At 68.6% G+C, this 12,735-nt stretch carries 15 protein-coding genes; 4 read left to right on the top strand and 11 right to left on the bottom strand.

Annotated elements, in window-relative coordinates; all coding sequences use genetic code 11:
• Window positions 1–76 precede the first annotated feature (76 nt).
• The 5 genes from IEV93_RS10165 to mftA form a co-directional block, all read right to left on the bottom strand.
• Window positions 77–889 (bottom strand): mycofactocin-coupled SDR family oxidoreductase, encoded by an 813-nt coding sequence (locus IEV93_RS10165; protein ID WP_188489318.1) that lies wholly within the window; start codon window positions 887–889, stop codon window positions 77–79.
• Window positions 890–950: 61 nt separating this feature from the next.
• Window positions 951–2,138: a pre-mycofactocin synthase MftD gene (gene mftD / locus IEV93_RS10160; protein WP_188489316.1), complete on the bottom strand. Its 1,188-nt coding sequence runs from the start codon at window positions 2,136–2,138 to the stop codon at window positions 951–953.
• A 28-nt stretch (window positions 2,139–2,166) separates the two neighbouring features.
• Window positions 2,167–3,375, bottom strand: a complete 1,209-nt coding sequence (gene mftC / locus IEV93_RS10155) for a mycofactocin radical SAM maturase (protein WP_188489314.1) — start codon at window positions 3,373–3,375, stop codon at window positions 2,167–2,169.
• On the bottom strand, window positions 3,372–3,713 hold the full coding sequence (gene mftB, locus IEV93_RS10150) for a mycofactocin biosynthesis chaperone MftB (RefSeq protein ID WP_188489312.1): 342 nt from the start codon (window positions 3,711–3,713) through the stop codon (window positions 3,372–3,374). The genes mftC and mftB overlap by 4 nt, the downstream gene beginning before the upstream one ends.
• Before the next feature lies 1 nt (window position 3,714).
• A complete protein-coding gene (gene mftA / locus IEV93_RS10145) occupies window positions 3,715–3,837 on the bottom strand; it encodes a mycofactocin precursor MftA (RefSeq protein ID WP_188489310.1) in 123 nt (40 codons plus the stop codon).
• 113 nt (window positions 3,838–3,950) lie between these two features.
• Here mftA and mftR point away from each other — a divergent pair, with 113 nt between their 5' ends.
• On the top strand, window positions 3,951–4,538 hold the full coding sequence (gene mftR / locus IEV93_RS10140; RefSeq protein WP_188489308.1) for a mycofactocin system transcriptional regulator MftR: 588 nt from the start codon (window positions 3,951–3,953) through the stop codon (window positions 4,536–4,538).
• A 94-nt stretch (window positions 4,539–4,632) separates the two neighbouring features.
• The gene (locus IEV93_RS10135) at window positions 4,633–5,688 is read left to right on the top strand and encodes a ferredoxin--NADP reductase (RefSeq protein ID WP_188489306.1); all 1,056 of its coding nucleotides are present in this window, start codon (window positions 4,633–4,635) and stop codon (window positions 5,686–5,688) included.
• A 31-nt stretch (window positions 5,689–5,719) separates the two neighbouring features.
• Here the strand turns inward: IEV93_RS10135 and IEV93_RS10130 are convergent, their stop codons facing one another.
• The 6 genes from IEV93_RS10130 to IEV93_RS10105 are packed head-to-tail and all read right to left on the bottom strand — an operon-like array spanning window position 5,720 to window position 10,212.
• The gene (locus IEV93_RS10130) at window positions 5,720–6,448 is read right to left on the bottom strand and encodes a DNA alkylation repair protein (protein WP_229705012.1); all 729 of its coding nucleotides are present in this window, start codon (window positions 6,446–6,448) and stop codon (window positions 5,720–5,722) included.
• 5 nt (window positions 6,449–6,453) lie between these two features.
• Entirely contained in the window at window positions 6,454–7,668 is a 1,215-nt protein-coding gene (locus IEV93_RS10125) for an NAD(P)/FAD-dependent oxidoreductase (RefSeq protein WP_188489304.1), read from the bottom strand.
• A 51-nt stretch (window positions 7,669–7,719) separates the two neighbouring features.
• Window positions 7,720–8,382 (bottom strand): hypothetical protein, encoded by a 663-nt coding sequence (locus IEV93_RS10120; RefSeq protein WP_188489302.1) that lies wholly within the window; start codon window positions 8,380–8,382, stop codon window positions 7,720–7,722.
• Window positions 8,379–8,999 carry a hypothetical protein gene (locus IEV93_RS10115; RefSeq protein WP_188489300.1) on the bottom strand — a complete coding sequence of 207 codons (621 nt, stop codon included), beginning with the start codon at window positions 8,997–8,999 and terminating at the stop codon, window positions 8,379–8,381. Before IEV93_RS10115 ends, IEV93_RS10120 begins: the two co-directional genes overlap by 4 nt.
• A complete protein-coding gene (locus IEV93_RS10110; RefSeq protein ID WP_188489298.1) occupies window positions 8,996–9,631 on the bottom strand; it encodes a hypothetical protein in 636 nt (211 codons plus the stop codon). The genes IEV93_RS10115 and IEV93_RS10110 overlap by 4 nt, the downstream gene beginning before the upstream one ends.
• Window positions 9,628–10,212: an Rv1363c family protein gene (locus IEV93_RS10105; protein WP_188489296.1), complete on the bottom strand. Its 585-nt coding sequence runs from the start codon at window positions 10,210–10,212 to the stop codon at window positions 9,628–9,630. Before IEV93_RS10105 ends, IEV93_RS10110 begins: the two co-directional genes overlap by 4 nt.
• A 148-nt stretch (window positions 10,213–10,360) precedes the next feature.
• Between IEV93_RS10105 and IEV93_RS10100 the strand changes: the two genes are divergently transcribed.
• Entirely contained in the window at window positions 10,361–11,857 is a 1,497-nt protein-coding gene (locus tag IEV93_RS10100; RefSeq protein ID WP_188489294.1) for an amino acid permease, read from the top strand.
• Window positions 11,854–12,729, top strand: coding sequence for a universal stress protein (locus tag IEV93_RS10095; RefSeq protein ID WP_188489292.1), 876 nt, complete (start codon window positions 11,854–11,856; stop codon window positions 12,727–12,729). The genes IEV93_RS10100 and IEV93_RS10095 overlap by 4 nt, the downstream gene beginning before the upstream one ends.
• The last annotated feature ends 6 nt before the right edge of the window (window positions 12,730–12,735 follow it).

The raw sequence follows: 12,735 nt of genomic DNA, 5'->3' as shown, positions 1-12,735 counted from the left end.
TCACGCCACGTCCACAGCACACTCAGTACCTCATTTCGACCCGGTCAGCAAACGCCCGATCGCGCCGAAGCGTCACTCAGACCTTCGTACTGCCCTGGTCCATCGAAAACTGTGATGCGGTGATCGTGCGGGCGGCATCGGAGCACAGGAACATCACCATGGCCGTCACCTCGTCGCGGGTACTGAAGAACGGGTCGTTGAGGATCGGCGCGAAGTGCGGCTTGTACTTCTCGATGGTGAAGGCGTGCTGGGCCGAGGTGTCCTCGAAGGCCATCGGTGTGTCGACGGCGTACGGATGGATGGTGTTGACCCGGATCTTGTACTCGCCAACCTCTTTGGCGACGGTCTGAGCCATCCCGGTGAGGGCGTACTTCGACGCCGTGTACGACGCCTGCAGCGGCATGGCCTTGAGACCCGCCGACGAACTGACCACCACGATCGAGCCACCCCGCCCGCCCTCGATCATCGAGGGCAGCACCGCGCGCAACGTCTTCCACGTGCCGACGACGTTCACGTCAAGCACGTCGGTGAACTGCGCCTCGGTCAACTCCCAGGACTGACCCCACGTGAGGATGCCGGCGTTGGCGATGACGTGGTCGATGGCCCCGAACTGCTCCACGCCGTCGGCGACGAGCTGCTCCTGGAAGGCGAGATCACGCGTATCACCTTGTCGGGCAAGAATCTTGCCGCCGACACTCTCGACCTCACGGATCGTCTCGGCGAGGTCGTCGGCGGTCGCGTGCGGGTAGGTGGTGTGGTCGGCGACCGGCCCGGCGATGTCGAGGCCGATGATCGACGCACCCTCCTCCGCGAACCGGATGGCGTGATTGCGACCCTGCCCACGGGCGAGCCCGGTGATGTAGACGACCTTGCCGTCGAACTGTCCCATGGCATCAAGTTACACCAAACTGGAACGTGTTCTAGTATTTTCCCTGGCGGTCGATCCGGGGTCAGGCCGTCTGCTCGCCGAACCGTCTCTCGAAGCCGTCGGGGATGATGATGTCGTCACGGGACAACTCGTGGATGCTCTTGCGGCCCAGTCCCATCAGGGCGGAGTCGATGCCACCGCGCAGGATGTCGAGGACGTTCTCCACGCCGGCCTGCCCGTTGGCCGCGAGACCCCAGAGGTAGGCGCGGCCGATCATGACGGCGTCGGCTCCGAGGGCGAGTGCTTTGACGACGTCGCTGCCGCGTCGGATGCCGCCGTCGAGCAGGACCTGCATGTCGTTGCCGACGGCGTCGGCGATCGGACCGAGCATCCGGATGGTGGCCGGGGTGCCGTCGAGGTTGTTTCCACCGTGGTTCGACACCGACAACGCCGTGGCGCCGATGTCGCGGGCGCGTTTGGCGTCGTCGAGTCGCGTGATGCCCTTGACCATGAACGGCCCACCCCACTGCTCCCGGAGCCACTGCAGGTCCTCCCAGGACGGCGGCGCGGTCTGCATCCACTGGCCGTACGCGCCGAAGAACGTCGGTCCGAGCTCTCCGGGCTCGGCGAGGTTCGGCGCCGTCAGATCGGGGATGATGGGCTTGCCCTTGTTGAACCAGTCCCACGCATACCGTGGGCGCATCGCGATCTCCGGCGCGAGCTTGAGTAGCGCCTTGAGGTCCACCTTCTCCGGGATCTCGGGGCTTCCCCAGTCGCGGCCCATCGAGAACGACCAGTCGGTGGTCACGATGAGTCCCTTGGCCCCCGCGGTACGGGCCCGCTCGGCTCGGGCCAGGATCTCCTCCCGCGAGTTCAGCCAGTAGATCTGGAAGAACGTCTGCGGGTTCGCGGCCGCCACGTCCTCGACCGGCTTCGACGCGAAGCTACTCAGTCCCATGGCGGTTCCGCGAGCCGCCGAGGCACGGGCCACCGCGATCTCGCCGTCCTTGTCGACCGCCTGGACGCCGGTCGGGGAAATGATCACCGGCATCGAGATGTCCTGGCCCATGATCGAGGTCGACAGCTCACGCTCGGCATGCGCGCCGACGACGTGCGGCGCGAAGCCGATCTCACCGAACGCCTCGACGTTGTCGGTGATGGTGATGCCCTTTTCGCTGCCGGCGACGAGCGCGGAATAGACGGACTTCGGGAGACGCTTCTGAGCGCGCCGCTGCGCCTCGAGGACAGTCTCGAACCAGGGGTTGGCCATGGGGTTCAACTACTTTCGGTGGAGGAGGTCAGATTGCGGCGAACCCGGCCAGCGGGTTCTCGTCGCAGTCACGCGATGGTGGGCGGGTCATCAACGTCAGGGGCACCCCTCGCGAATGGTCCTTGTTCGCAGTGGGCGTCGAGCGTTCGCCGGCGAGCAGCGCCTCGCCGAAGCCCTGAACGCATTCCGGGTCGGGACCGTCGAGCGGCAGGCCGGTGAAGAACTTCGCCGCCATGCAGCCACCGCGGCAGGCGTCGAAGTGTGCGCACTTGGTGCACGCACCGGCGTTCTGCGGTTCGCGCAGTTCCAGGAACAACTCCGACTGCTGCCAGATGGTCTGAAACCCACCATCGGACAGGATGTTCCCGGCCAGGAAGTTCTCATGGATCGCGAACGGGCAGGCGTAGACATCGCCGATCGGATCGATCAGGCAGACCACCCGACCCGCGCCGCACAGGTTCAGCCCCGCCAGACCCGAGCCCGGCGAGCCGTCGCTGTAGGCGGCCAGGTGGAAGAACGAGTCGCCGGTGAGGACCTTGTCGCCACGCTTGACCAGCCAGTCGTAGAGCTCCCGTTGCTGGGACGGTAACGGGTGCAGATCATCCCACACGTCTGCGCCGCGTCCCGAGGGCCGCATCCGGGTGATACGCAACGTCGCGCCGTACCGGTCGGCGAGATCCTTGAACTCGTCGAGCTGGGAGACGTTGTGGCGGGTGACGACCACGGAGATCTTGGCGTCGGCGAAGCCGGCCTCGTGCAGATTCTCCAGGGCCTTGATCGCCATGTCGTAGGAACCCGGGCCGCGTACGGCGTCGTTGACCTCGGCGGTCGCACCGTCGAGGGAGATCTGCACGTCGACGTAGTCCGATGCCGCCAACCGCTGCGCGACCTTCTTGTCGATCTTCAACCCGTTGGTGGAGAACTTCACCCCCACCTGATGCGACGTCGCGTAGTCGACCAACTCCCAGAAGTCCGGGCGCACCGTCGGCTCGCCACCACCGATGTTGACGTAGAACACCTGCATCCGCTGCAACTCGTCGATGATCGCCTTGCACTGCGCGGTGTCGAGCTCACGCGGATCACGCTTACCCGACGACGACAGACAGTGCACACACGACAGATTGCACGCGTACGTCAGCTCCCACGTCAGACAGATCGGGGCGTCCAAACCCTTCTCGAACTGATCGACGAGACGGCCGACGGGAGCAGAGGCGGGACGATCGAGCGTGGCGGTCATGCGGACTCCCGGGGCGAGGTGGCGGGCACGATCGTCGCGGACGCCGCGAGCGAGGTGAGCGCCTGGAGGTACAGGGGGCGGTCGGCGTCGGAGATCGGAGATGCCGCCAGGGCGGACTCGGCACTCGGGTGGTCGGCGAGAGACTTGACGAGGTCGACGACGATCAGGTTCTTGAGGAACGACAGTTTGCGCGTCCCGAAGTGATACAGCAGCGCACCGAACGGCTCGGGCCTCAGGGCCACGCTCGGATTGAGCACCCACGCGGCCGAAGCGTCGAACGCCCTCGGACCGTCCGCGGCACCAGTGGTGTCCGACGTCTCGGCCGTGTCGACGCTCATGTCAGTAGACGCCGCACATACCGTCGATCGAGACCTCTTCGACGAGGCTCTCGGTGACCAGCTCGGCGGACTCGGCGACGGGCGCGGTGACGTCGGTGGACGGGGTGGAGGTGTTCTCGGCCATGATTGTCCTCTCGGGTGATGTGGGTCACGTCGGACTATAATGGCACCGAGTGCAGAAAAGCTAGACCCGAGCGATCACTCGCACGGAATCGGACGCGGCGAGAGAGGGCGGTCATGGCATCACCGCAGCTCGGTCGACGTCCGAGCACCACGAAGACGCATATCAGCGAGCTGGCCATCGCGCTGTTCGCCGAGCGCGGCTTCGACGAGACGAGCGTCGACGAGGTCGCTCAGGCCGCCGGGATCGCCCGCCGGACACTGTTCCGCTACTACCCCTCGAAGAACGCGATCCCCTGGGGCGATTTCGACGACCACCTGTCGGCCATGCGCGATCACCTGGCGGGACTCCCCTGCGACGAGTCCGTCGCCGAGGCCCTGCGTTCGGCGCTCATCGCGTTCAACGAGGTGTCCGACGACCAGGTCGACGCGCATCGTCGACGGATGACGCTGTTGCTCACCGTGCCTGCGCTGCAGGCTCATTCGATGCTGATGTACACCGGCTGGCGCGACGTGATCGCGGAGTTCGTCGCGAAACGCACGGGCGGCACGCCCGGTGACCATCTACCGCAGACCGTGGCTTGGTTGATGCTGGGAGTCGCCCTGTCGTCCTACGAGCAGTGGCTGGCCGACCCGTCGACAAACCTGACCGCTCTGCTGGCCGACGGCAGCCGTATTCTCGGACGTGGCCTGGAAGCGCTCTAGTGGTCTGCCACGAAACGAGCGGGGTGTGGAACCGCCGCCTCCCACTGGGTACTCTGAAAACTAGAACGTGTTCTCATTCTGCGAAGGGTGTCCGATGTCGCCGATCACGCCGCACAGCGCGCGCAGTGTCGTCCTGACCGTCGCCGAGGTGGTCACCGAGACCGCGGACGCCAGATCGCTGGTGTTCGACGTCCCCACCGCCGACGGTGTGCCGCCGATGGACTACAAGCCGGGCCAGTTCCTCACGCTGCGGGTCCCCAGCGATCAGACCGGCTCGGTCGCGCGCTGTTACTCCCTGTCGTCGTCGCCCTTCACCGACGACAAGCCCAAGGTGACCGTCAAGCGCACCGCGGACGGCTACGGCTCCAACTGGCTGTGCGACAACATCTCCGCCGGCGACGAGATCGAGGTGCTGCCGCCGTCGGGCGTGTTCACGCCCCCCGATCTCGACGCACCGCTGCTGTTGCTGGCGGCCGGGAGCGGCGTCACGCCGATCATGTCGATCCTCAAGGCCGCCCTCGAGAAGGGCTCGGCGCCGGTGGTGTTCTTCTACGCCAACCGCAGCCAGGACGACGTCATCTTCGCCGACGAACTGCGGGCATTGCACGAGCGTCACGACGACCGACTGACCGTCGTCCACTGGCTCGAGAGCGTCCAGGGCCTCCCCCGCGTCTCCGCGCTGACCGCGTTGTTCCGCCCCTACGCCGCCCACCATGCCTTCATGTGCGGCCCCGGCCCCTTCATGGACGCGCTCCACACCGCCCTGGCCGACGCCGGATTCCCGCACAAGCAGGTACACGCCGAGGTCTTCACCTCGCTGTCCGGCGACCCGTTCGACGACCCGGAAGCCCCCGAGCTGACCGAGGAGCAGACCGCCGACGCCGCGTCGGTATCGGTCGAACTCGACGGCACCGTGCACGAGCTGTCCTGGCCGCGCAGCCAGACCCTCGTCGACATCATGATGGCCGCCGGCCTCGACGTGCCGTACTCGTGCCGCGAGGGCGAATGTGGTTCGTGCGCATGCACCGTGGTCGACGGGACGGTGGAGATGGAGAACGTCGGCGCCCTCGATCAGGAGGACATCGACGACGGCTACATCCTGGGGTGCCAGGCCCGACCGACCTCGGACCACCTGACGATCGAGTTCTGAGCCGGCCCGCCGGCGCGAATTCTGAGCCGACTCAACGCAGTGCGCGCAGCGCCCTGCGGTGCTCGGGTTCGAGATGTTCGGTGGCGTACGACAGGGCGGTGCGGCCCATCTCATGCGCGTGCTGTTCGAGAAATGCGATCAGTTCGTCTCTGTCGCAGCGTTTCCCGGCCTCCCGCAGCATCCAGCCGCACGCCTTCTGAATGAGGTCTCGCCGGTCACCGATGACGAGCGGGGCCAGGTCGTACAGCGCGGTAGCGTCGCCTCGTCTGATGAACGCGAACGTGGCGACGATGCCCACCCGTCGAGTCCACAGCGTGTCGTCGGCCGCCAGTTCGGTGAGCAGGCCGCGGGGCCGATCGACGAGCCATTCGCCGAGGATCGGATCGGCCGAGCTGTCGACCAGATCCCAGTTGTTCACCCGACCACGTCGCACCGCGTCGAGGTAGAGATCCACCCACCGCTCCCGCTGCTCATCGGTGTCCGCCCGCTCGAATCCGTCGCGCAGCAGGAACAGTCCGATCAGCCGGTGTTCGTGGATCGCGCCGTCGAGCAGCGAGCGCACACCGCGTTCGTCGAGTCCGGTGAACTTCTTCACGACCGAACGCAGTTGGGGGACAGTGACCCCGATGAAGCGATCACCCTCGCCGTAGTCGCCGGGGCCCGTCTTGAAGAACCGCTGCGCGTTCGCCGCTCGTGTCGGGTCGGCGAGATCGTCGACGGCGGCACGCACCGCGGTCGCGGTGGGCCGTGGCGGGTTCACCGCCTCTACACCAGGTCGGAGATGGGGGTCCGCGCCGCGACGGTTGCCCGCATCTTCATCACCGCGCCGGCTCGTCCGGCACCGACCACACCGGTCAGGATGCCGTCGCGGCTGAAGTAGGCGAGGAACTTGTCGCCGTCCTCGTCGACGATGTGGACGTCGTCGTCGGCCGCGGGCGCGCCCAGGCACTGGATCTTGAGATCGAACTGGTCGGTCCAGAAGTAGTGGACCACCGGGGTCGAGGACGCCTTGTCGGTGCCCGCGATCGCGTCGGCGACGACCTTCGCCTGTTCGACGACGTGATTCCAGTGCTCGACGCGCCGACCGAACTCGCCGGTCTCGTCGGACCAGTTCGCGACGTCTCCGAGCGCGTAGACGCCGTCGGCGGAGGTCTTTCCGGTGGCGTCGCAGGCGATCCCGCCGCCGACCGAACGATCGGAGAGGTCCAGGCCGATGGACTCGGCGAGCGAGGTCGTGGGGATCGAGCCGATGCCGAGCACCACGAGGTCGGCGTCGAGCGTGGACCCGTCGTCGAGCCTGATCCCGGTGACGGCGCCGTCGGCGGTCAACAGTTCGGCGACGCCCACCCCCGTGCGGACGGTGACGCCGCGGTCGGTGTGCAGCTTCTCGACGCGTGCGCCGATGGTCGGTCCGAGCGCGGCGTGCAGTGCGCTCGGCGCCGGCTCGACGATGGTGACCGTCGCGCCGAGGATCGACAGGCTCGCCGCCGCCTCGCAGCCGATGAAACCGGCCCCGACGACCACGGCCCGTACGCCCTCGCGCGCCGCGGCGCGCAGCTCGAGCGCGTCGTCATAGGTGCGCAGGACGTGCACGCCGTCGAGTTCGGCCGCAGCCGAGCCGCCCTGCACAGCACTGTCGGGGAGGAAGCGCGGGTCGAGACCCGTTGCCAACACCAGGGTCTCGAACGCCAGGGACTCCCCCGCACCGACATCGACCTTCTTCGCGGCGAGGTCGACGGCCTCGACCTCGGTGTCGAGGAGCAGGTGGATGTGGTTCTCGGCGTACCACTCCGGCGTCTTGAGGGCCACCAGATCACGCTCACCACGCAGCACCGCCTTGGACAGCGGCGGGCGGTCATAGGGGATCTGACTCTCCTTGCCGATCAGCGTGATCGGCTCGGAGTACCCGGCCTGCCGCAGGTTCTCCGCCAGTCGCGCGCCACCGAGCCCGGCACCGACCACCACCACTCCAGCACTCATTTGACGATCCCTCTCGTGTCAGCCACACCCGACCGGCCCGACCTCGATCGCCTATCCGCCGATTCCGGCGGGATAGATGTCGGCCATACGCCAGGTGGAACCGACTCTACGCATCACGGCCCATCGCACGATCGGCACCATCGAGGTGGGAGGGGTCGCCGAGGGGACGGTGATCTTCTCGGTCGCAAAGACGAGGAGGCGCACCGTGTCCGGCGCGACGTCGCCGACGCCGACCGCCTGCACCGTGGTCTGAAGCGAGGCCCTCGATTCGACGGCGGAGGGCAGCACCACGTTGGGCCCCTGACTGCGGTAGTCGGCGAGCAGTCGACCGGTCAGTCGGGGAGCCAGCATCTCCGACCGTTGTTGCGCCGCCTGGGCGGTGAAGTCCGACGGACCGAAACCGAACAGCGTCGTGAAGGTCTCCGTCGCGGCGGCGGTCACGGCCGGGTCGACGTCGACACGGTCGTCGTCACCCACCCCGACCACGGCGGTCACCGTTGTCGCGACGGTGAGCGCGGCGGCCAGTGCGAGCATCCCCGCGTCGGCGCGTCCGGGGTCGCGGGGCGCCCTGCGTGCGGTCACGAGACAGATCACCGACAGCGCCACCACGACGACCAGCGGCGCGATCGACCAGCCCGGCCAGTCGAGCAGCGCGGCGAGGGTGACCGCGGCAGCAGCGGTGACGAACGCGAGAAGGCAGCGCAGAACGGTCATTGCAGTTGCGCCCGTTCGATCTTCCACGCGCCGTCGGCACGCACCATGTGCACCAGCAGCACGATGCGCGCATCGCCGGCGCCACCGCCGAGCAATTGCGGATTGGTGGCCTCGGCCACCAGCAGCACATCGGCCGCCGACCCGGGGTCGGGGCCGACGATCCCCGCGGAGATCACCTGGCCGGTACCCGCGATCGCCTGCGCGGCCACCGACGACTCGATCTCACCGCGCGAGTCCGTCACCCGTCGGCGGAATTCGCCGGTGCTCACCCCGAGGACGGATTCGACGTACTCGCTCGGTCGCCCCGGGTCGGCGGTCAATGCGGTGGCGATGCCCGCGCGCGCGGAGGCCAGGACGGCGTCCGCTCGTTCGGACGCCGCGACGCCGCCACCGCCGACGGACACGAGGACGATCGCCGCCACGACGAGGGCGACGGTGAGGATCAGGCCGACGACCGAAACGACCCGAGCCCACCGTCCGACGCGACGCGCACGGTCTCGGCGGGCGTCGTCGGCGGCGGCGCGGGCGGCCGCGTGGACCTCGGTCGCCTCGGCGAGTCGCGTTCGCGCCGCGGCCAGTCGGACCGAGGTGGTCGAACCGGTCTCGCCCGCGCTCACCGGATCACGTCCAGCGTCGCCACTCGCCAGGTGCCGCCGACCTTCTCCAGGCGTGCGGCGATCACCCGGCCCGATGCGGATTCGTCCGAGCCGACGCGTTCGGTGAGGTTGGCCGCGACGACGACGTCGGCGGAGTCGGGGGTGACCGCACCCAGACCGATCCGTGCGGGGATGCAGCGCGTGGTGGAACGCGCCTGATCCGAACTCGCTGCGGCAGCACCCGAGCGAAGCCGGGCCCCGAGCTCGCCGGTCGCCACCCGCAGGGCGGCGGCGCGGTCGGCGTCGGTCCCGGTGCGCAGCGTCGTACACACCAGCTCACCCGAGATCCGCCGGACATCGGCGCGGTCGTCGCTCAGCGCGCGGTCGGCTCGCAGGTGGACGACGGCACCGAGCATCAGGGCCACCGCGGCGACGACGACGGCGACGGTCATCGCGGCGGCGAGCAGCAGGCGGGGCTCGTCACGTCTGGTCACGACCCCGTATCCGATCGCGCCGGCGACGGTGAGCACCATCAGCGAGATCCACCACCCCGGCCAGTCGTCGATCGCACCGAGGCCGATCACGACCCCGACACCGGCAATTGGGACGCCGACGGCGATCCACGCGTCGACGATCCGCGCCCGGCGCGTCACGGTAGGAACTCCACGGAGGCAAGTCGTAGCGCCCCGCCGTCCGGTTCGATCTGCACGCGGAGCCGAAACCGCCTGGGCTCGGCGGTGTCCCGGTCCGACGTGGTCGGCCCGACCCGCGTCGTCACCACCGACGTCACGAGCGCACTGACCGTGTCGCCGGTGCGCCCGGCGATGGCGACACCGTCCACGACCCCGGTCGCCACCGTTCCCAGACGCGCGACGAAGGCACTGTAGGCCCCGGTGGATTGTGCGAACTCGTCGCGGAACGTACCGGTGGACAGTTCGAGGATGCGTCGGGCGCGGTCGGCCTCCCGCGAGTCGGGCGTCAGCAGCAGCCCCACGGCGTCGGCGGCGAACGTGCAATAGTCGGCGTCGGAGAAGGTGTCCCGTTGCGCGCGCCAACCGACGGCGACGGCGGCCACGACGGCGAGGACGACCACCACCGCCACCGCGAGGGCGAACCGTCCGCGGACACCGCCGCCGGACCGCGGGGCGACGCCGGTCAGCCGGTCCACCTCGTCGCGGGCGCGGGCGAGATCGCGCTGCGCGGCACGCTGCGCCGCGAACGGGCTCTGCGCCACCGGACACCTCCAGACTCACCCGTCGCACGGTTGTCCCGTCGGGCACCTCGGGCGCCATCGTAGATGCCGTGACAGAGATGGTCCGGTTGCGCTGACACCCCGCGCGGCCGGTGGTTTCATTGGGCATTCGCTTCAGGAGGGGACCCCCATGGCTGCACGTCCGACCGGCCCGGCGCCGCTGAACCCGGCACCTCTGTCACGGTCGACCCTGCTCCGACGCAAACCGATCCCCACCGGCTGGGCGGCCGAGTCCGACACCGGCCTCAAACGCAACATCACCACGGTCCAGTTGGCGAGTTTCGGCATCGGGTCGACCATCGGCACCGGCATCTTCTTCGTCATGTCGGTCGCGGTGCCCGAGGCCGGGCCGTCGGTGATCGTCTCGTTCGTCTTCGCGGGCCTCGCCGCCGGACTGGCCGCGCTGTGTTACGCCGAGATGGCTTCGGCCGTACCGGTCTCCGGGTCGACCTACTCCTACGCGTACGCCACCCTCGGTGAGCTGACCGCGATGGCGGTGGCCGGTTGTCTGCTGCTCGAGTACGGGGTGTCGACGGCGGCGGTGTCGGTCGGCTGGAGCGGCTACCTCAACGAACTGCTCGGCGATCTGAACATCCCGGAGATCCCGCACGCATTGAGCGCAGCCCCGTTCGACGCCGATCCCGGAGTGGTCAACCTCCCCGCGATCATCCTCGTCGCCATGTGCGCGATGCTGCTGATCCGTGGAGCCAGCGAATCCGCGCGTGCCAACACGATCATGGTGGCCATCAAGCTCGCGGTTCTCACCATGTTCGTCGTCATCGCGTTCACCGCGTTCAACGACGACAACCTGACCCCGTTCTTCACCGACGGCGCGCACGGCGTGACCCTCGCCGCTGGCACGATCTTCTTCTCCTTCATCGGACTCGACACCATCTCGACGGCCGGCGAGGAGGTCAAGGACCCGCAGCGGACCATGCCGCGGGCGCTGCTCGCCGCGCTGGCGACCGTCGTGCTGGTCTACGTGTTGGTGGCGCTCGCGGCGGTCGCCGCGCAGCCGACGGAGAACTTCGCGAAGCAGCAGAGTGCCGGCCTGGCCCAGATCCTCAACGATGTCACCGGCCAGACCTGGCCCTCGCTGATCCTGTCGGCGGGCGCGGTCATCTCGATCTTCTCGGTGACCCTGGTGACGCTGTACGGGCAGACCCGAATCCTGTTCGCGATGGGCCGCGACGGCATGCTGCCGGAGTTCTTCACCAAGGTGAACCCCCGCACCCTGACCCCGGTCAACAACACGATCGTGGTGGCCATCGTCGTCGCGATCCTGGCCGGTTTCATCCCGCTGGACTACCTGGCCGACATGGTCTCGGTGGGCACGCTGGTGGCGTTCATCGTCGTCAGCCTCGGCGTCATCATCCTGCGCCGACGCCAACCCGACCTCGAGCGCCCGTTCCGCGTGCCGCTGTACCCGATCACCCCCATCCTCGCGATCGCCGCGTGCGCCTACATCCTCTACGGGCTGCACTGGTACACCTTCGTCTTCTTCGGGATCTGGGTCGGCGCGGTCATCGCCTTCTATCTGCTGTGGGGACGTCATCATTCCGCGCTGAACAAGCCCGGCCCCGACGACGCCGGTCTGGGGACCCCGACGACCGAGGCAGCTCCGTGACCGTGGTCGTCGGGTACCGACCGGGGTTCGGTGGCGAGGAGGCGCTCGAACTCGGCATCGCCATGGCCGGGTCGCTGGACCTGCGTCTGGAGATCGTGATCGCGCTCCCCCGGCCCTGGACCACGCCGTCGATGGCCAAGGTCGACGCCGAGTTCGCCTCGTACGCTGCGCGACTCGGCGAGGAGTCCGAACGGGCCGCGCACGCCGCGCTCTCCCGGCACTCGGTCACCGCACCGGTCGGGGTCCACCGGGTCACCGAGCGGTCGGTGAGTGTCGCGTTGACGAAGGTGTCGGGTGAACTCGAGGCACAGTTCCTGGTGATGGGCACCCGCCACCGCACCCGCGGGGGCTTCTCCCTGGGGTCCACGACGAGTCGGATGATCCACTCCAGCGAGATCCCGCTCGCCCTCGCACCCCCCGACTACATCGCACCCCCGGGCGGGTTGAGCGGCGTGACGTGCGCCTACTCGGCCACCGCCGACGGCACCGATGTCGTGGCAGGCGCGAGCACGATCGCCTCCTCGGCCGGGGTCCGGTTGCGGGTGGCCAGCTTCGGGGTGGCGCCGGCGGACATGTATCCGCCCGAGGTCGGTCTCGACGCCGAACGCGGTGTGCTCGCCGCATGGGTGGACCAGACGACCGCCGCCCAGTCCGCGCTGCGCACGTCCGGTCTGATCGACCCGTCGGTGGCCACCGTGATCGGGACCGGTGCCGACTACACCGCCGCGCTGGCCGCCATCGACTGGCCCGCGGGAGAGGTACTGGCCATCGGGACGACACCGCGCAGTCCGGTCAAGCGGGTGTTCCTCGGTTCGACGGCCACCCGGATCCTCGGTGGCGCAACGGTTCCGGTCATCGTCCTCCCGGGCTGATCGACC

The sequence above is a fragment of the Williamsia phyllosphaerae genome (genome assembly GCF_014635305.1).
In the GTDB taxonomy this organism is placed as follows: Bacteria; Actinomycetota; Actinomycetes; order Mycobacteriales; family Mycobacteriaceae; genus Williamsia_A; species Williamsia_A phyllosphaerae.
The sequence above is the reverse complement of the archived record's forward strand: the minus strand, read 5'-3'. Positions and strand labels throughout refer to the sequence as shown.

Excerpts from the sequence above, each read along its gene's own strand:
- IEV93_RS10165 (WP_188489318.1), bottom strand. The coding sequence starts at position 889 with ATGGGACAGTTCGACGGCAAGGTCGTCTACATCACCGGGCTCGCCCGT.
- mftD (WP_188489316.1), bottom strand. The coding sequence starts at position 2,138 with ATGGCCAACCCCTGGTTCGAGACTGTCCTCGAGGCGCAGCGGCGCGCT.
- mftC (WP_188489314.1), bottom strand. The coding sequence starts at position 3,375 with ATGACCGCCACGCTCGATCGTCCCGCCTCTGCTCCCGTCGGCCGTCTC.
- mftB (WP_188489312.1), bottom strand. The coding sequence starts at position 3,713 with ATGAGCGTCGACACGGCCGAGACGTCGGACACCACTGGTGCCGCGGAC.
- mftA (WP_188489310.1), bottom strand. The coding sequence starts at position 3,837 with ATGGCCGAGAACACCTCCACCCCGTCCACCGACGTCACCGCGCCCGTC.
- mftR (WP_188489308.1), top strand. The coding sequence starts at position 3,951 with ATGGCATCACCGCAGCTCGGTCGACGTCCGAGCACCACGAAGACGCAT.
- IEV93_RS10135 (WP_188489306.1), top strand. The coding sequence starts at position 4,633 with ATGTCGCCGATCACGCCGCACAGCGCGCGCAGTGTCGTCCTGACCGTC.
- IEV93_RS10125 (WP_188489304.1), bottom strand. The coding sequence starts at position 7,668 with ATGAGTGCTGGAGTGGTGGTGGTCGGTGCCGGGCTCGGTGGCGCGCGA.
- IEV93_RS10120 (WP_188489302.1), bottom strand. The coding sequence starts at position 8,382 with ATGACCGTTCTGCGCTGCCTTCTCGCGTTCGTCACCGCTGCTGCCGCG.
- IEV93_RS10100 (WP_188489294.1), top strand. The coding sequence starts at position 10,361 with ATGGCTGCACGTCCGACCGGCCCGGCGCCGCTGAACCCGGCACCTCTG.